We start from the raw sequence: 18,042 nt of genomic DNA, 5'->3' as shown, positions 1-18,042 counted from the left end.
CATATATAGGAATGATTAAATTAGCTTGTACTTTTATTTGGCTTCGATGAAAATTTATTTTTGTGCACAGAGCCTAATTCACTAAAAATTATTAAATAAATTCTTATGTTAGATAAGAACAAAAAGTTAAATTGATAACTAAAGATTACTATAAAGTATAAGAAAAATATTAGAATAAGCTTATAATAAATATATATTTAAAATGTTTATGCTTTATCGTGATTTCTCAATTTAAGTTTTATAAAAAAATCTACAAGGACACTGATATTTTTCTATTGAATTTAGTAGAAAATATCAATTTGATTAAACACGATATCATACCTAATAACCAAATTTTAGAAATTAAAAAATATAAGTTTGCTAATGATCAAAATAAAAGATTATTAGCACGCAGTTTTTTATATAATTATTTAAAATCTAAATATCAAATCAATAGTTTTGAACTAAAATATGGTCAATATCAAAAGCCTATATTAAAAGCTAATGAAAATATTGATTTTAGTATTTCTTATTCTGGGCAATATATAATAATCGCTATTAGTGATAAATATAATATTGGTGTAGATATTGAATTTATCAATACTAAAATTAACCATCAAGATTTAATCAATATCATAATGCATCCTAAAGAAATATATTATTATAATCAGCTAACTGAAAAAACTGATAAATTAGATTTCTTCCTTGAAGTTTTTAATGTAAAAGAAGCTATAATTAAAAGTTTAGGAATGGGGTTATATTTTAATGTCCAAAATATAAATATCTTGGATATCCCTAGCTTTAGTAGCTTTATAACTAAAGAATATTTTTTAGAGACAAACTTATTTAATGATTTAAGTGAATATAAAACCAGTATAAGTTTGCTTACTAAGTAATGATTTATATAGAAAATATATAAACAATTATTTATATTATAAGTAGAACTAATTATTTTTTTAAATACTTTTATTATCGAACAAATTAGGTTTTATGGGAGGAAAATTAAAAATCAATTTTAAATTGATCAATATTTAATAGCATAATAATTCATTAAGATAGTTGTTATATATGATACTAAAAGATCATATCTAAAATAAGATTTAAAAGGTTGTAATTATTTTTTGGAGAGAAATTATGAGAAAAACATTATTTTTATTTCTGACACTTATATCATCCATAGCATTTTGTGATCAAAGTAATGAACCTGCTGCATACAAATATGCTAAAAAATATTTAGAAATAGTATACCCAACCTCGAAAACAATAAAACAGATGTCTCCTAAAAATGCTTATACTTATTATAGTGATTTAAACTATTGGTATCGTGTTCCTACTAAAGAATATCCTAATGGTATATATAATAATTCGTTAGAACCTCAATTAAATGTTTTTCTTTTTCCTGACACAAGTATGAGAATAAATACCTCAAATGATTCTTATATTGATAATCATGGTTTTACCTCAGATAAAGTTATTCAAGGATCTAATAAAAATTACATAGAAGTATCTTCTATGGGTTGGATGATGTTTCCCTATGGTGGATATTTTAATTGGTCAAAAGGATCAGGCATATATCTATATACTGGAGGAAAAACTATAGCAGGATATAATAAAATAGATGTAATTTACAAAATATATAAAAGTGAAAATAAGCTAAAAGAGTTTTATACTAAGCTTGGTAACAATAATACAGTAAGAACTCAGATTATTGGTAAAAGTATACCTTTTAGTATGGAAATGTATAATTTATTAATAAGTAAATCTTTTAATCCAAAAGATTGGAAATATATACCTAAGGTTGGCAATAACAGCTATGATCCACTTATTTTATGCTTAGTTTATAGTAAAAACTGGAATGAAATTAAGTCAAAGTTGGCTAGTTTTAAATCAGCTAAAGAAGCATATCAATATTTAGTACATATTTATGTAGAAGATCATATTAATGCTAAATATAATGAATCAAGTAAGCGTTATAGTTATTTAGCAGGAGAAGAAAATGCTAGTATAGATAAGTGGATGTATAACGTTGTAAAATCAGCAGGTATAAATGTTATTCAAATGACTCTTGAACCTAATTCTGCAGGAAGTCCAACCTTTGAAATCTGTGACGTAAGATGGCCAGAAGTTGAGTTTAAAGGTATGTCTCCTGCAGTACTGGGTGATAAAGCTATAGAAGGTTTGCAATCATATGATCTTATGTATATTTGGGACAAAATGATATTAAAAGGATTAATTACAGTTAGAGATCCTTTTAATTTAGAAAATAATAGTAAGGCAAAAGCTATTCAAATTAAGTATCCTAAATATTCTAAGATCAATCCTGCGATGATTAGTAATCCACCTAAAAATTTTCCTTCAAAATGGTTACCAAAATATGGGTGGGGGTTAGAACAAGCTAAAAAATATGGTTATATAAAAGCAGATAGCTTTATAGACTGGATCAAAACTCATGAATGTCCGCCGCCACTAAATATCAAAGAGACAAAAAATATGTGCCATTTGATTAGTTTTGGCTTGAATAATGTAGAAAACCATGGTTTTTCACCTACTAATATAGAATATAATACTTCTATTTTATAAATTCTCTACAGGTTTTACCTATATAGAATTTCATTATAAAAAGCATATCCTAATGTTTAACAATATCTAGACACTTAAGTTCTATAAATTTTAGAATATTTAGGTTAACTTAGCACGCTTATTAAAAGCTTTTATAGAATAATCATAAATTAAAAAATATCTTTATTTAAACCTTAATACAAGCTACTTTTCGTGTATTAGAAACCTCTTTTACTGCAGGCTTTGATTTAGAACAATCTTGTGTTGCAATAGGGCAGCGCGTTCTAAAAACACAACCTGATGGAGGATTTATCGGAGATGGTAAATCTCCTTCAAGAATCTGAATTTGTTTATTACGCTCAAGATCTGGATCAGGTAGAGGTACAGCTGATAGTAATGCTTTAGTATATGGATGAAGAGGGTTATCACAAAGAGATTTTGACTCGCCAATTTCCATTACATTACCTAAATACATTACCATAATTCTATCTGAAATATGTTTAACAACACTTAGATTATGAGCAATAAATAATATGGTCAGATTAAGAGTATTTTGTAAATCTTTTAATAAATTTACTATTTGTGCTTGAATTGATACATCTAGTGCACTGACAGGCTCATCACATACAAGAATAGTAGGCTTTAATATCAAAGCTCTTGCTATACCAACACGCTGGCATTGTCCACCTGAAAATTGGTGCGGATAACGGTTTACATGTTTTGGTGATAAGCCTACCAGCTTCATAATCTCTTCAACTCTTTGGAGTCTTTCTTTTGCTGATAACTTTGGCTTATGCACTCTTAGAGGTTCTGCTATAATATTTCCTACAGTTATTCTTGGGTTAAGCGAAGCAAAAGGGTCTTGAAAAACCATTTGTATATCTTTTCTTACCGATTGCCAAGCTTTTTTTGTCTTAAGAGCGGTTAAGTCTTTACCTGCCCAGACAACTTTACCATCTGTTGCGCCAACAAGCCCTACAATGGCTCTAATTAATGTTGACTTACCACAGCCTGATTCACCTACAATGCCTAATGTTTCACCTTTGATTACATCAAAAGATACACCATCAACTGCCTTAACGTGTCTAGTTTCTTGCCAAGGCCATGATTTCTTAAGAGGAAAATGGATTTTTAAGTCACTAATGTTTAATAAAGGGTTTTCAGTCATATTGTTACTAACCTCTCTGACTTATAATTTTTTCACTGTTAAAACATGCTACCAAATGTTTCTTATCACCGCCCATATCTTTAAGTACTGGAGCTTTTTCAATACAAGCCTCTGTTACATAAGTGCACCTTGGTGAGAATGCACAACCTTTAGGTAAGTGTGATAAATCAGGTGGTTCACCAGGAATTGCTTGTAATTGTGATTTAGGTAAATCAACCCGTGGAGTAGCAGCCATTAGTCCAGTAGTATAAGGATGATAATGGTTATTAAATAAACCACCAATATCTGCAGATTCAACTAAAGAACCTCCATACATAACCATAACTCTATCACAAGCCCCAGCAACGACTCCAATATCATGGGTAATCAAGATAGTTGCCATTTGAAACTCTTTTTGAAGACCATTTAAAAGCTTTAAAATCTGAGCTTGAACAGTTACATCTAAAGCTGTAGTAGGTTCATCTGCTATTAAAAGCTTGGGCTTACACATAAGAGCCATAGCAATCATTACACGTTGACGCATTCCACCAGAAAACTCATGAGGATACAGTTTAATTCTATTTTTAGCATCAGGAATATGTACCGCATCTAGCATTTCTATAGCATGCTTTCTTGCTTCAGCTTTTGAGCAATTTTTATGAATCATCATAGTTTCACAAAGCTGTGCTTCGACATTCATATATGGGTTTAATGAAGTCATAGGATCTTGGAAAATCATCGAGATATCATTTCCATGAATCTGATTTAGAGCCTTAGTTTTCATACCAATTAGCTCTTGACCATTTAGTTTCACTGAGCCTGTAATAACTGCATTAGGAGCTGATAAACCCATAAGAGCTAAAACAGTTTGGCTTTTTCCGGAACCTGATTCACCAACTATTCCTAATGTTTCACTTTCATCAAGCGTAAAGCTAATATCATTGACAGCGCTTATCAAACCGTCATTAGTTTTGAATTTCACATTTAAATTTTTAACTTCTAATAATGACATAAATCCTCCTTAACGATGTTCGCGTGGGTCTAAGGCATCTCTTAAGCCATTACCAATAAAATTAAAACATAATAGTGTTACTGTTAAAAATATTGAAGGAATAACCAAAATCCACCAATAATTAAAAGTTATCACAGCAACACCATCACTAATTAAGCCACCCCAATCAGTCATAGGAGGCTGTACACCTAAGCCTAGGAAACTTAAAAATGCAGCAGTCATAATAACTATCGGAACAGTTAGAGTAATATATACAGCGACAATACCTATAAGGTTTCTGACAATATGCCGAGTAATAATAGTTCTTTCTTTAACACCACAAACATATGCTGCTTCAATGAATTCTTTACTCTTAAGTCCTAAAGTCTGACCACGCACAACACGGGCCATATCTAGCCAACTTACAGCTCCGATAGCGATAAATACTAATACAAAATCTCTACCAAAAATAGTAACTAACAATATCGCAAAAAACATAAATGGTAGACCATATAGTATATCTACTATACGCATTAATACACTGTCAATCTTACCGCCAAAGAAGCCTGCTGTAGCTCCAACAAGTGTACCAATTATGACACTTACAAGTGTTGCAACAAAACCTATTTCTAAGGTGATTCTACCACCGACCATTACACGAGTAAAAACATCACGCCCTAGATCATCTGTACCAAACCAATGTATAGCACTAGGCGCTTGGTCAACTTGAAGTAAGTTTTGATCTGCATAGCTATATGGTGAAAACCACGGAAGTATAATTACAGCTAAAACTATTAAAACTAGTATTACTAAGCTGATCATTGCTGTTTTGTTTTTCTTAAAACGTAACCAAGCATCATGATAAAGGCTACGTCCCTTAAAAGCTTCATCATGAGACTGATTAGCAATATTATCTAAAAAATCAGCATTTTTCTTTTTTTGATTTAATGTAAAACTTTGAGTCATAATCTATATCTCCTAATATCTAATCTTTGGATCTAAAAAGGCGTAGATAATATCAACGACTAGATTAAAAAGGATTACTAAAACGCTATATACAATTGTCAAAGCAAGTACTAGGTTATAGTCACGATTTGTTGCACCTTGAACTACTTGAACACCAATTCCTGGGATTGTAAATACCGTCTCAACAACTACTGAACCAGTTAAGATACCAGCAACAGCAGGACCTAAAAAAGATACTACCGGCATCAAAGAAGGCTTTAAGGCATGCTTCCATATAATTCGAGGCATTGACAAACCTTTAGCTTTAGCTGTACGAATAAATGGCGAACTAATAATCTCAATTAAGCTACTACGAGTAATTTGTGTAATAATAGCTATATATGGAATTGCTAATACGATTACTGGTAGGATCATATCATTCCATGAACCCCAACCACCTGAAGGAAACCAACCTAATATTACAGAAAATATTAATACTGCAATAGGGGCTGTTACAACAACAGGTGTAGATATAAATAGCATCGCAATGATAGTGATAATATGATCGACAAAATTAGCCTTAGTATTACGAGATATAGCTGAAAATATACCAAAGATAACTCCAAAAACAGTTGCAATAATAATGCTATAAATACCTAACTGAACAGATACCCAAAAGCCACCTTGGCCACCATCAGGGAATACAAGATTATTAATTGACTGGCCTTGAAATTTGAAAGAGTAACCTAAGTTACCGTGAATTAGGCCATCAAGATAGTAAAAAAATTGTTTCCATAAAGGTAAATCTAGATGATACTGATGATGTAGCTGTTTTAATACTTCAGGTGATAATGCTCTTTCTGAGGCAAAAGGATCTCCAGGAGTCATATGCACCATTAAAAAGCTAACTAAGATAACAATAAAAAGGGTAGGGATAGCCCCAACTAACCTTCTTAATATATAACTAAACATTTATTTTCCTTTCATGAATTTACTTTTTTTGCTTAAATGACAACCACTTATCATAGATGAAATCTTGATGATTTGTTTCCATGTTATAGTTTTGTACATACGGTTTAACAAGATGCACAATAGAGTTAGAATATAATGGAATAATTGGATAATCACTCATAGCAATATTGGCAGCTTTAGTATAATAAGGTTTAGCAGCCTCAGCAGTCGGTTGTTTCTCTGCTTGATGTATAAGCTTATCATACTCTGGGTTACAATATCCTGGATCATCTTGAGGGCCATTACATACCCACATATTTAGAAAATCATCAATTGCATTAAAGTCAGCAACCCAACCATCGCGTGCCACACCTTTATAATTACGAGCTTGTCTAACTTTAAGGAAAACTTTAAACTCAGAATTTGCCTCTGTTGTATCTACTCCTAGAGTTTGCTTCCACATCTGAGCAATAGCTTCCATTACTTTTTTATGAACTGCATCAGTATTGTATTCTATAGATATTTTTAGAGGATGATCTTTTGAGTAACCAGCTTCTTTATAAAGCTTTTTAGCCAGTTCAATGCGTTTTTGCATTGGCCAATCTCTCCAATCATATGCTACATTTTTATAGATACCGTTTTCAATGCTAGATGGGAAGAAACTATAAAGAGGAGTATCACCTTCTTTAGTAACATATTTTGTAATATCTTTTCTATTAATCACTAAAGATAGTGCTTCTCTTAGTTTTACATTATCTTTAAATGGAGCTTTATCAAGGTTAAAGTCTAAATACTCCATATCTAGCCATGGTGTGGTTTTAAGCTGGCCAGGAAATTTTTTCTTAACTTCCGCAAGATTACTTGTTGGGACATACATTACAAAATCAGCTCTACCGGCAGCATAGGCATTATATGCAGATGTTCTATCTACAATTGGTAAAAATTCAACATTTTTAATATGGACATTCTTAGCATCCCAATAGTATGGATTTTTTGTAACTGTAATATGTCCATTAGGAACCCATTCTTTTAGATAGTAAGCACCATTTGAAACATATTTTCCTGGCTGGAAGAATGCTTCACCATACTTTTCAATACCAGGTTTATACGCTGGGTATGAAATTGGATCAGCCATAATACTTAAGAAATAATAAACTGGATGTGACAATGTAATTTGTAACGTATGAGGTCCTAATGCTTTTACAGCTAGTGATGAAACAGGCTTTTTACTATCCATAATAGCTTGGGCATTTTCTATAGGTGCAAGCTTATAGGCCATTTCCGAAGCATTTTTAGGAGTAACATTACGTTGGAATGAATAAACAAAATCCTCAGCAGTTACAGGTTTTCCATTTGACCATTTAGCATCTTTGCGTAGATAGAAAGTATAGACTAAATTATTACTGGATACTTTCCATGATTTTGCTACTCCTGGTATTGGTTTATTTGATTGATTTAATCCTATCAAACCTTCACCCAAATCGTATAATATATTTGAAGCTGGAACAGTTTGAGTATGCATTGGATCTAAAGAATCAGGTTCTGAGCCATTTGCTCTAACAAAAGTATCTTTGCCTGCTGGAGCATAAATGCTTGCTTTAGATGAGTCTGATGTTTTACTAGAATCACAGCTAGCTAAAGTCATAGATAGTAGTCCTGTTGCCACCATTAAAAATAATGTTTTTTTGTATTTCATATTTAATCCTTATGGTTTATTATTACGGCAGATTTATTTTAATAATCATTATCATTAATAAATTACTCTCACGTAACAGTTCTCGTGAACATCTAATATTTTTACCACACCTATAAATATACAATCAATTTATTTCTAGCAAATATTAAAAAATATATTAATTTTAAATTATTGACTAATAATGAATATTAATTCAAAATAATGGCTAATATAGTGTAAAAAGATCTATAACCCAGATAATTATCTAAAACTATTTGTAATTATAAAGTCAGGTAAATATGTTTTTTATGAAAAAATTAAATAAAAATTAAATAAAAATTAAAATATGTTTTTATTAATTAGTTAACTTTGATGTATCAATTGGTTTTCCATTAATAGCTATAACTGGGCCAGGCTCTAAGGGAAGCTTTTTAATAGCCTTATCATTTTGGCAACCAATTAGATTAAGTTTTCTTAATTCTTTAAATGATGAAGTAGGGCAGCCGTCTTTTATTTGGCTAGGAAGACAATATCCTTTCCAAGTCCCAAAATCATGAGTTTCTAAACATTTTTTATACTCAGGAACAGATAAGTATTTAGGAGTATAAGTTCCAGAATTTGTACCTACCATTTTAGCTGAGCTTTGAGTAGCAGCTTTATCTGTATCACAGCTAGTTACTAATGCTGATAGTGCTAAAAGTGATATAGCAACAAGCGATATTTTTATTAATTTTTTCATGTTTTTCCTCTTTGCTGTATATTAAAAAACTTTCTAACGTAGCTTAGTTATGTTCTATGAACTAATTAAGATTATGTACAAGCTTTAAACTTCTCAATTTTAATTTCAACATCTAAATCTTTAATCTCTGCTAAGAAATTTTGTACATGTTTAGATTCTAAATGAATTTTGTGGCTATTTTCATCTGTAAAAGCCATAACTTCAAATACAGTTCCTCTATCATTGTATCCTAATTCATAATGTATACATCCTAACTCAGCATTTATTGGATCTATAAGTTTTTTTGCAAGTTCATATAGCTCTTGATTACGGCCATTTTTAGAGTCTAATTCAACAATAACAATTATTTTTTCTGACATAAAATTTCCTTAATTTGTAATGTTTAATTTTATATTTATATATTATTGCTAGTCTAGCATAGATTTTTTTTGAATAGCTAGCTTAATATTCTTTAGACTATTAAAATAATCTAATAGCTTGATAAGAAACTGTAAGAGATAGTTAAAATTTTAATTCAGTAAATAGCTTGTATATTTTGCTTTCTAAATATAAAACCTATTTAAATCTTAGTTATGTAAAACCTTTATTTAATAAAGCTTCTAACACATGTTAGATTTTTATATAAAAGTATTTAAACCATAATTTATTTTTCTTAATCTGTTTGCTGTAAAAAAAGTAATTTTTTGAGATTTTAATATCTAAACTGGAGTTAGAAAGGGATAAAAAATAAGTTAATTATGGCTATAGAAAAATTTCAATTAGAGCTGAGTTATCTTAAAGACATTGCATCAAATATAAAGGAATTAGGATTTAAAAGATTAGATAAAAAACCCCTTAATTTTACCCCAGGACAATTTATAACATTATTATTTGAAGAGCCTAAAACAAATAGCATCAAACGCCGAAGTTATAGCTTAGGTTCTACACCTTCTAATAACGATTCTTTCTCTGTAGCTATCTCTTATGTTAAAGGAGGAATTGCTTCAGAATATTTTTTTAGTGCTGAGTCAGGTCAAAGGATTAATGCCATGGGACCTGCAGGTAGATTAGTTTTACAAGATCAGAACTTTAAAAAAATCATATTGGTTGGTACAGGTACAGGAATAGTTCCTTATAAATCAATGTTTCCAAAATTATTAGAGTTAGCTGATCAAACTGAAATTCATATATTATCAGGAGTCCAATATAAGAAAAATGCCTTATATATGGATGAATTTATCAATTTAGATAAAAGCCATAAAAACATACACTTTAAACTTTGCTTAAGTCGTGAGTTAGACAGCTTATCAGAGTATGAGGTATCAGGATATGTTCAAGATCAATTCAAAAATTTAGATTTGGACCCTAATGAAGATGTCGTGTACTTATGTGGTAACCCCAATATGATTGAACAAGCATCACAAGAGCTTAAAAAAATAGGCTTTGATAAAAAAAGCATAAGAATAGAAAAGTATATTTCACCTAATTAAATTATTTAATATTTATTAAATATCTAGTTTTATACAAAACAACAAAAAAAGGAGAAGGTATGAATATTCAGACTAAGCTACAGGAGTCATCAGAACCAATTGATAATGTCCTTAACCCTATAAGTAGTGCTAATGGAATGCCTAATGAGTTCTATACTAACCAAGAATATTTTGAATTTGAAAGAGATAATATCTTTGCAAATACTTGGGTATGCCTAGGTTTTGTTTCAGAACTGTTAAACAATAGTAATGTAAAACCAATAGACTTTATGGGGCTCCCATTAGTATTAATCAGGAATACTCAAAATGAGCTAAAAGTCTTTCATAATGTCTGTAGCCATAGAGGTATGAGACTGGTATCAGAGGAGAGTTTTGTTAAAGGTATGATTAGATGTCCATATCACTCTTGGACTTATGACTTAAATGGAAATTTAAAAGGTACGCCTCATATAGGAGGGATTGGCAAGCATAGAGATGATAGATTTGACTGTAAAAAAAATGGCTTAAAACAAATCAGTTCTAGTAGCTGGATGGGTATGTTATTTATTAACCTATCTGGGGATGCTAAAAGCTTTGAAGAACATATTAGCCCTTTAGCTCAGCGTTGGTCAGAGTTTTTGGGAAAAGATGGGCTTGATGAATTATATAAAGTTGGTAATGAAAATGATATAAAACTTGAAGTAAACTGTAACTGGAAGCTAGCAGTAGAAAATTATTGTGAATCATATCATTTACCTTGGGTTCATCCAAGTCTAAACAAATATTCTCGTCTTGAAGATCACTATAATATTATGTTCTCAGAGTATTTTGCAGGTCAAGGCACCACAGTCTATAATTTAGCAAATGTTGCAGGAACTCATTTACCTGCATTTTCTAATTGGCCTGAACATAAATCCCAATATGCAGAATATATAGCAATTTTTCCAAACGTATTACTTGGTATACAAAAAGATCATGCTTTTGCTATTGTTATAGAGCCTGTTAGTGCAGAAAAAAGCATAGAGCATTTATCAATTTTTTATGTAGGAGAAGAAGCTGCTTCTGATGAATATTCAAACTGTAGAGCTTCTGTTGTTGAATCCTGGCGTATAGTCTTTGGTGAGGATATTCCGGCTGTAGAAGGTATGCAGCAGGGACGTCGTTCCCCAGGTTTTAAAGGAGGTGTGTTTTCTCCTGAAATGGATGTTTCAACACATTATTTTCAAAAGTGGTTAGCTTTACAAGTAAAAAAATCATTGGAGAAAAATAAATGAAACATTATTTAAACTATATTGATGGGCAATGGGTGGATTCAAAAGATTCAGTCATTATAAAAAATCCCGCTACTGGAAAACCATATGCAACTATAGCTAGAGCTACTAAAGAAGATGCTGAACAGGCAACTTTATCAGCACATAATTGTGTGAAACAAAAATTACTAACAGATATAAAGCCTGAGCAACGTACTAAATGGATGCTAAAAGCGTCAAAGCTTATTAAAAAACTTGCTGAAGATAAAGAAGTTATTTTAGTTTTATGCAGAGAAAACGGTAAAAGATATTGTGATGCAAAAGATGAGTTCTTAGAAGCAGCAAGATATTTTGAATACTACGCTGGAATGGCTGATAAAATAGAAGGAATATCAGTTCCTTTAGGTAAAGATTATATTGATTTTACACATTATGTACCTTTTGGAGTATCTGTTCAAATAGTTCCTTGGAACTTCCCAGTTTCTATATGTGCTAGATCTTTAGCTCCTGCTTTAGCTGCTGGTAATGCTGTTATTATTAAATCACCAGAATTATCTCCAATAGCAGTTTCTTTGTTAATAGAGATTATTGAGAAAGCAGGATTTCCTAAAGGAGCTATTAATCTATTATGTGGTAAAGGTTCTGAAATTGGGAGCTACCTTGTTAAACATCCTTATACTAATCAAATAGTATTTACAGGTTCAGTTCCGACAGGACAAAGAATCTTGAAAGACGCTGCTGATAGAGCTGTACCATCTGTGATGGAGTTGGGAGGTAAATCTGCTGGAATAGTATTAGAGAATTATGATCATGATGCATTATTACAAAGTGTGAGAAATGGAATATTTTTTAATGCTGGACAGGTTTGTTCAGCAATGTCACGTCTTTTAATACATAGATCTGTATATGATAAAGTCAAAACAGATGTTGTATCTCTAGCAGAGAGTCTTTCTCTAGGACAAGGAGAGGGTAATGCTGATATGACACCTGTTATTTCATTAGAGCAGCAGCAAGATATTTTAAAAATGATCGAGCACGCTAAAAATCAAGGAGCTAATATCCTTACTGGAGGCAAAAATGTAGTATCAGAAGGTTATTATGTAGCACCAACTATTATAGAAGCAAATAAAAACACTTCCATATTTCAAGAAGAAGTTTTTGGACCTGTTTTAGTTATTACTCCTTTTGATTCTGATTATGAGGCTATTAAGTTAGCAAATGGTACAGACTTTGGACTATGTGCAGGTGTATTTGGTAGAGACTTAAATAAAACTTTAAATATCGCTAGAGAACTTAGAGGTGGCCAAGTTTTTATTAATGAATGGTTCGCTGGTGGTATAGAAACTCCTTTTGGAGGAGTCGGCTTATCTGGTTTTGGTAGAGAAAAAGGCCAAGAAGCTATATATAGTTATGTTCAAACCCAAAATATAGGAATACGTCTAAAAAAATCTTAAACATACAGGTGAAAAAAATGATTAATTTACCGAATGATGATAATAAATGTGGTTGGTATAAAGAAGCAAATATTTTTAATACTAAGAGTATAAAAAGATTAGAAGACAGGCATAATGCTGATTATGTGGTTGTAGGGTCAGGTTTCTGTGGCGTTTCAGCAGCTAGACAGTTAGCAAAACATAAACCTAATGCACATATTATATTAATAGATGCTCAACGTGTTGGACAAGCTGCAGCGGGAAGAAATTCAGGTTTTGTTATTGATTTGCCCCATAAATTTGCCTTAGAAAATCCTAATTTAGAGTTTAAACAAAAAATATTAAAACTAAATAGACTAGCTATTTCTAACTTAGATTTATTGATAAATACATATAATATAGAATGCCAATGGTCAGCAGTAGGAAAATACCAAGGAGCTGTTGGCTCTAGAGGAGAAGATTTTCTTAATCATTTTGAGAAGTTATTAAAGGAGTTAAATGAAGAGTATAAAATAGTTGAAAGAGATTCATTAGCTAAAGTTATTGGTACTAATTATTATACTCGAGCTATTTATACACCAGGAACTTACCTAGTTCAACCAGCAGCCTTAATTAAAGGTCTAGCAGCTTCACTTCCAGCTAATGTGACATTGTTAGAAGAGTCTCCTATATATAATATAAATAAAAAAGGAGATAGTTGGGAACTATCTTCATCTGCTAATAATAGTATTTCTACTTCAAATTTATTATTAACAACTGGCATATTTACAAGAGAGTTTGGTTATTTAAAAAATCGAATGCTTCCAGTTATGACTTTTGCTAGTTGGACTCCTCCTTTATCACAAAAACAGCTTAATGCTTATAAAGGAGAAGCAGACTGGGGACTAACTCCAGCAGATCATGCAGGCACTACTTTACGAATGACTTTGGATAATAGACTTCTCATTCGAAATACGTATAGATATGTACCAAAATATGGAGCTAGTATTAATTCTAGATTTCTTCATAAAGTGCGTATTAACCACCTTGGAGCTCTAAAGAAACGTTATCCTGAGATACCAAATTTAAAATTGTCTGATACCTGGGGAGGCACTTATGCAATCTCACGTAACTTCACAAACTTCTTTGGGCAATTTGATGATGGAGCATATGCTAGTGTATGTGATAACGGTGTTGGTATTGCATGGGGAACAATCTCGGGTATGCTACTAGCTGATATGGTGGTAGGCTCATATTCAGATGAGCTTAATTATATAAAAGAAGTTACAGGTATGCCTGCTCTAAATCCTCCAGAGCCTTTATCTCATTTAGCCGCTGAATTTAGAATGAGCTTAGCTAAGTGGAGAAGTGGTAGTGAAATCTAGAATATTTATCATTTAATATCAAATTTTTACAAAAAAAGGGCTTTGAAATATGCAAAATGAACATCAAAAGATTAGTTTAGTAGGTATATTAATATGGTTAATTCCAGCAATATTTTTTATGTACGAATTTCTTTTAAGAACTTTTTTAGGCTCAATATCTAACAATATTATAAAAGATCTAAATTTAACAATACAACAATTTACAACAATAGGTTCTGTTTATTATATATCATATGGGCTTATGCAAATGCCAGTTGGCGTATTAGTCGATAAATTTGGAGTGAAAAAAATATTAGTTGTATCATCTGCTTTTTGTGCAATTGCAACATATTTTTTTGCCTGTTCAGACAGTTTTATGATGGCTCTGTGGGGAAGGTTTTTACTTGGTATAGGATCTTCTTTTGCTTTTGTCTGTTTATTTGTTACAGTTGCTAACTGGTTTCCTAAAAAATACTTTGGTTTTTTCTCTGGACTATCTCAGTTTGTTGGAACACTAGGTCCTATACTAGCAGGAGGGCCACTTATCTCATTTATATTACATTCTAATCTTAGCTGGCGAGCTGCTTTAAGCTATGTAGGATCTTTTGGGATAGTTATAGCTATTATATCTCTAATTTTCTTTAGAAATAAACCAAAAGCATATACCACTCAATCAGTACAAACCCACGCAAAAAACAAAGAAAAAGAATCTATCACTATAAGGCTTAAACGTTTGTATAAAATTAAACAGGTCTGGTACGTTGCTATATTTTCTGCGATTGTATATGCTCCTTTATCTGTTATGGGAGCAATATTAGGCACAAGCTTTCTACGTACATGTGGTTTATCTCATAATGATGCTGCATATATGATTTCTACAGCGTGGATTGGCTATGCTATAGGATGTCCGCTATTAGGTTATTTGTCTGATATACTCAAAAGACGTAAGTTATTCTTTATAATAAGTTCTTTATTTGGTTTGATTAGTACTTTATCTATACTGTATTTTAATTTAAATAGTACTTGGTCTTATGCTGCAATGTTCTTTCTCTTAGGAGTTGCTGGATCTGGCCAAAATATAGGATTTCCGACTATCTTAGAAAATAGTAACCCTGACATAAAGGCAAGTGCGATAGGGATAGGGGTCGCTTTTGTGATATTGTTATCAGCTATATATCCAACAATTGCTGGTTTCTTTATATCATTAAATGATAATGGTGTAACTAATGCTAATAACATTAGTCATTCGGCTTATGTGCATGGCTTAATGCTATTACCGATATCTTATGTTATATCTTTATTATTTGCTATTTTCTTTTGTAGGGAGACCTTTTGTAAGCAGGTAAATAAATAATATATGATAACTTTATTAAAAATATTTTAATTCTGCCTTTAAATACTTTGACAAAAGCTTGATATTTTTTTATCATGCGTAATTAATAATCATTATCATGACTTATTTTTAACTACGTTTTTCTATTTTGTATAGATCTATAGTTAGTTTGATAGGTAAATAAATATATTTTAGGAGAGTAAATGCCTGATCATACTAAATCGGCCTTAAGTTTTGTTTTATTAACTTGGTTTTTAGGAAATCTTAACGTCTATTTTTTCATGCCATTTTTACCATTAATCAAACATGATTTTATGGCTTCAGCAATAATAGTACAATACACTATTTCTATATTTTATATCTGTAAAGCTGGTGGGATGCTAATTTTTGGTACTGCTGGAGAGATAATTGGTCGTAGAAAAGTTATGCTTATCGGTATAGCTATGATTTGTATAGCCAGTTTTGTGAGCTTATTTATAACAGATATGAGAGTACTTTTGATCTGTAGAATGTTCCAAGGCTTAGGCGTAAGTGCTACAGTACTAATGGGTCGCACAATTATCAATGATATTTATGAAGGTAAAGAAGCTGCTCGTGTATTTAGTAAAATAATGTTCGCTGCATGTATTATTATTACATTATTACCAATATTAGGCGGATATGTAGCTAAATTAGATAGCTATAGAATAGCATTTTTTGTAATAATGGCTTATACATTAGTTATTGGATTTTTTGCCTACTTTTTCTTACCTGAAACTTCTAAGACTGAAAATAAAGAAAAGTTTGAGATTTCAGCTGTATTTAAATATTATGCAACTGTTATTAGAGAAAGATATTTCTTAGCTTTTATCTTATGCACTATTTTTGTAGTAGCAGGTGAATCTGTATTTGATACAGCATCTCCACTATTAATGATGAACACATACGGTTTTTCAACAATTAGCTACGGATATTTTGTAAGCTTTATGTCATTGATTAGTTGGGTTGGTATTTTAGCTGCAGGCGTGCTTCTTAAAAAATACTCTCTAGAAGAAATTATGGGAATAGGTGCTATATTATCGCTAATTTCTGGCTTAATTATTCTTTTACAAATATTATCAGGAACTATTCATTTAGCTTTCTTTATTATAAGTATGATCGCATTTTTCCTAGGTAGTGGTTTTATACTTACAGTATTTAATGTTGGAGTAGTTAAAAACCATCAAAAAACAGTAAGTATTGCGTCTTCAGCATCACTTTTCTTATACTTCTCTTGTTCTGCATTAGGAAGTTTTATTATTAGTCATTTCTCTAATAAGACTATTATGCCTCTTGCTGTTGCAATGATTATATTATGTTTTATTGTATTTATATTCTGGCTTGTACTTTTAGCACCATTAATAAGACTAAACTCTAAACAAAATTATGCATAATTAACTAAGTTTTTGCTAAGGATACTAATATTTAGTATTAAAAATTTACTATTATATAATTAAAAGCAAATCATTATTTCTAAATTAAGCTCCATAAACAATAAGGTTTAAGATATGAAAGCAATAGATTATTATCAAGAAAAAATGGGAAACAGAGTATCCATCGTCAAATAGTCTTGACCAAGTCTGGGATTTTTATCTAGAGTGTGGTTATAAAGAGCCTAAAAAGTTATTGGGATCAATATTAGATAAGGTCAAATGGAAGAAAAATAGAGTATTAGATTATGGCTGTGATAATGGCCTAATGCTAGATTTTATTTGTAATAAATATCCAATATCTGGTTTTGGAGTAGATATTAATGATGCATCGATTAATTCTGCAAAGAAAAATCTACTACAATATAACTTTAGAACTATAGATGGGATTAATATACCTTATGAAGATAAGTACTTTGATTTAGTTTTTATCAGTGCTGTTGTAAAGCACATTCGATACGAAGATAGAGTAAATTTCTATAATGAAGTAAAGCGAGTTGCTGATCAAGTTTTTATTATAGAAATAGATGCAAAGAAAAAGGAAGTCTATCCATATGAGTCTTGGAAATTCTACTACTCTAATTTTGAAGAAGAATTTGCTCAGCACTTTAAGCCAATTGTAACTCATCATGAAGCAGGAGATATCTTAGGGCTATACAAAGTATAATATTCAAATAAAAGATCTAGAGGTTAATATAAAAAATCACTTATATTGATCTTTCTCTAAGGGTCTTTACAGATAATTGTGTAAATTTTAATTAGGTTATATATTTTAAATATAACAATAAGGGATTTACAGAA

General features: G+C 30.9%; 16 protein-coding genes. 9 read left to right on the top strand and 7 right to left on the bottom strand.

Annotation, left to right across the window (positions count from 1 at the left end; translation table 11 throughout):
• The first annotated feature begins 275 nt into the window (after window positions 1–275).
• Window positions 276–875 (top strand): 4'-phosphopantetheinyl transferase superfamily protein, encoded by a 600-nt coding sequence (locus AB8E56_RS08615; protein WP_329480115.1) that lies wholly within the window; start codon window positions 276–278, stop codon window positions 873–875.
• A 238-nt stretch (window positions 876–1,113) separates the two neighbouring features.
• Window positions 1,114–2,559, top strand: coding sequence for a hypothetical protein (locus AB8E56_RS08610; RefSeq protein WP_329480113.1), 1,446 nt, complete (start codon window positions 1,114–1,116; stop codon window positions 2,557–2,559).
• A 166-nt stretch (window positions 2,560–2,725) separates the two neighbouring features.
• Here the strand turns inward: AB8E56_RS08610 and AB8E56_RS08605 are convergent, their stop codons facing one another.
• The 7 genes from AB8E56_RS08605 to AB8E56_RS08575 form a co-directional block, all read right to left on the bottom strand.
• The gene (locus AB8E56_RS08605; RefSeq protein WP_329480111.1) at window positions 2,726–3,706 is read right to left on the bottom strand and encodes a dipeptide ABC transporter ATP-binding protein; all 981 of its coding nucleotides are present in this window, start codon (window positions 3,704–3,706) and stop codon (window positions 2,726–2,728) included.
• Between the two features lie 7 nt (window positions 3,707–3,713).
• Entirely contained in the window at window positions 3,714–4,697 is a 984-nt protein-coding gene (locus AB8E56_RS08600; RefSeq protein WP_329480109.1) for an oligopeptide/dipeptide ABC transporter ATP-binding protein, read from the bottom strand.
• A gap of 9 nt (window positions 4,698–4,706) precedes the next feature.
• Window positions 4,707–5,642 carry an ABC transporter permease subunit gene (locus tag AB8E56_RS08595; protein ID WP_329480107.1) on the bottom strand — a complete coding sequence of 312 codons (936 nt, stop codon included), beginning with the start codon at window positions 5,640–5,642 and terminating at the stop codon, window positions 4,707–4,709.
• A gap of 12 nt (window positions 5,643–5,654) precedes the next feature.
• Window positions 5,655–6,593 carry an ABC transporter permease subunit gene (locus AB8E56_RS08590; protein ID WP_329480105.1) on the bottom strand — a complete coding sequence of 313 codons (939 nt, stop codon included), beginning with the start codon at window positions 6,591–6,593 and terminating at the stop codon, window positions 5,655–5,657.
• A gap of 19 nt (window positions 6,594–6,612) precedes the next feature.
• A complete protein-coding gene (locus AB8E56_RS08585) occupies window positions 6,613–8,268 on the bottom strand; it encodes a peptide ABC transporter substrate-binding protein (RefSeq protein WP_329480103.1) in 1,656 nt (551 codons plus the stop codon).
• A 334-nt stretch (window positions 8,269–8,602) separates the two neighbouring features.
• The gene (locus tag AB8E56_RS08580) at window positions 8,603–8,986 is read right to left on the bottom strand and encodes a hypothetical protein (RefSeq protein WP_329480101.1); all 384 of its coding nucleotides are present in this window, start codon (window positions 8,984–8,986) and stop codon (window positions 8,603–8,605) included.
• A 71-nt stretch (window positions 8,987–9,057) separates the two neighbouring features.
• On the bottom strand, window positions 9,058–9,345 hold the full coding sequence (locus tag AB8E56_RS08575) for an antibiotic biosynthesis monooxygenase (RefSeq protein WP_329480099.1): 288 nt from the start codon (window positions 9,343–9,345) through the stop codon (window positions 9,058–9,060).
• A gap of 378 nt (window positions 9,346–9,723) precedes the next feature.
• On the opposite strand from AB8E56_RS08575, the gene AB8E56_RS08570 reads away from it, so the two are divergent.
• The 7 genes from AB8E56_RS08570 (at window position 9,724) to AB8E56_RS08540 (ending at window position 17,908) form a co-directional block, all read left to right on the top strand.
• Window positions 9,724–10,455, top strand: coding sequence for an FAD-binding oxidoreductase (locus tag AB8E56_RS08570; protein ID WP_329480097.1), 732 nt, complete (start codon window positions 9,724–9,726; stop codon window positions 10,453–10,455).
• Window positions 10,456–10,514: 59 nt separating this feature from the next.
• Window positions 10,515–11,708 carry an aromatic ring-hydroxylating dioxygenase subunit alpha gene (locus AB8E56_RS08565; protein WP_329480095.1) on the top strand — a complete coding sequence of 398 codons (1,194 nt, stop codon included), beginning with the start codon at window positions 10,515–10,517 and terminating at the stop codon, window positions 11,706–11,708.
• Window positions 11,705–13,138: an aldehyde dehydrogenase family protein gene (locus AB8E56_RS08560; protein ID WP_329480093.1), complete on the top strand. Its 1,434-nt coding sequence runs from the start codon at window positions 11,705–11,707 to the stop codon at window positions 13,136–13,138. Before AB8E56_RS08565 ends, AB8E56_RS08560 begins: the two co-directional genes overlap by 4 nt.
• A 17-nt stretch (window positions 13,139–13,155) precedes the next feature.
• A complete protein-coding gene (locus AB8E56_RS08555) occupies window positions 13,156–14,481 on the top strand; it encodes an FAD-binding oxidoreductase (protein WP_329480091.1) in 1,326 nt (441 codons plus the stop codon).
• 49 nt (window positions 14,482–14,530) lie between these two features.
• Entirely contained in the window at window positions 14,531–15,814 is a 1,284-nt protein-coding gene (locus AB8E56_RS08550; protein WP_329480089.1) for an MFS transporter, read from the top strand.
• Between the two features lie 182 nt (window positions 15,815–15,996).
• Complete coding sequence (locus AB8E56_RS08545) at window positions 15,997–17,205, top strand: MFS transporter (protein ID WP_329480087.1); 1,209 nt, start codon at window positions 15,997–15,999, stop codon at window positions 17,203–17,205.
• Window positions 17,206–17,437: 232 nt separating this feature from the next.
• Window positions 17,438–17,908: a class I SAM-dependent methyltransferase gene (locus AB8E56_RS08540; RefSeq protein ID WP_329480085.1), complete on the top strand. Its 471-nt coding sequence runs from the start codon at window positions 17,438–17,440 to the stop codon at window positions 17,906–17,908.
• Window positions 17,909–18,042 lie beyond the last annotated feature (134 nt).

The sequence above is a fragment of the Francisella sp. 19X1-34 genome, assembly GCF_041102755.1.
In the GTDB taxonomy this organism is placed as follows: Bacteria; Pseudomonadota; Gammaproteobacteria; order Francisellales; family Francisellaceae; genus Francisella.
Note: the sequence above shows the minus strand (reverse complement) of the source record. Positions and strands in the feature narration are given on the sequence as shown.

What these genes read in the sequence shown, in the direction of transcription:
- AB8E56_RS08610 (WP_329480113.1), top strand. Translation starts at nt 1,114, where the DNA reads ATGAGAAAAACATTATTTTTATTTCTGACACTTATATCATCCATAGCA.
- AB8E56_RS08605 (WP_329480111.1), bottom strand. Translation starts at nt 3,706, where the DNA reads ATGACTGAAAACCCTTTATTAAACATTAGTGACTTAAAAATCCATTTT.
- AB8E56_RS08600 (WP_329480109.1), bottom strand. Translation starts at nt 4,697, where the DNA reads ATGTCATTATTAGAAGTTAAAAATTTAAATGTGAAATTCAAAACTAAT.
- AB8E56_RS08595 (WP_329480107.1), bottom strand. Translation starts at nt 5,642, where the DNA reads ATGACTCAAAGTTTTACATTAAATCAAAAAAAGAAAAATGCTGATTTT.
- AB8E56_RS08590 (WP_329480105.1), bottom strand. Translation starts at nt 6,593, where the DNA reads ATGTTTAGTTATATATTAAGAAGGTTAGTTGGGGCTATCCCTACCCTT.
- AB8E56_RS08585 (WP_329480103.1), bottom strand. Translation starts at nt 8,268, where the DNA reads ATGAAATACAAAAAAACATTATTTTTAATGGTGGCAACAGGACTACTA.
- AB8E56_RS08580 (WP_329480101.1), bottom strand. Translation starts at nt 8,986, where the DNA reads ATGAAAAAATTAATAAAAATATCGCTTGTTGCTATATCACTTTTAGCA.
- AB8E56_RS08575 (WP_329480099.1), bottom strand. Translation starts at nt 9,345, where the DNA reads ATGTCAGAAAAAATAATTGTTATTGTTGAATTAGACTCTAAAAATGGC.
- AB8E56_RS08570 (WP_329480097.1), top strand. Translation starts at nt 9,724, where the DNA reads ATGGCTATAGAAAAATTTCAATTAGAGCTGAGTTATCTTAAAGACATT.
- AB8E56_RS08565 (WP_329480095.1), top strand. Translation starts at nt 10,515, where the DNA reads ATGAATATTCAGACTAAGCTACAGGAGTCATCAGAACCAATTGATAAT.
- AB8E56_RS08560 (WP_329480093.1), top strand. Translation starts at nt 11,705, where the DNA reads ATGAAACATTATTTAAACTATATTGATGGGCAATGGGTGGATTCAAAA.
- AB8E56_RS08555 (WP_329480091.1), top strand. Translation starts at nt 13,156, where the DNA reads ATGATTAATTTACCGAATGATGATAATAAATGTGGTTGGTATAAAGAA.
- AB8E56_RS08550 (WP_329480089.1), top strand. Translation starts at nt 14,531, where the DNA reads ATGCAAAATGAACATCAAAAGATTAGTTTAGTAGGTATATTAATATGG.
- AB8E56_RS08545 (WP_329480087.1), top strand. Translation starts at nt 15,997, where the DNA reads ATGCCTGATCATACTAAATCGGCCTTAAGTTTTGTTTTATTAACTTGG.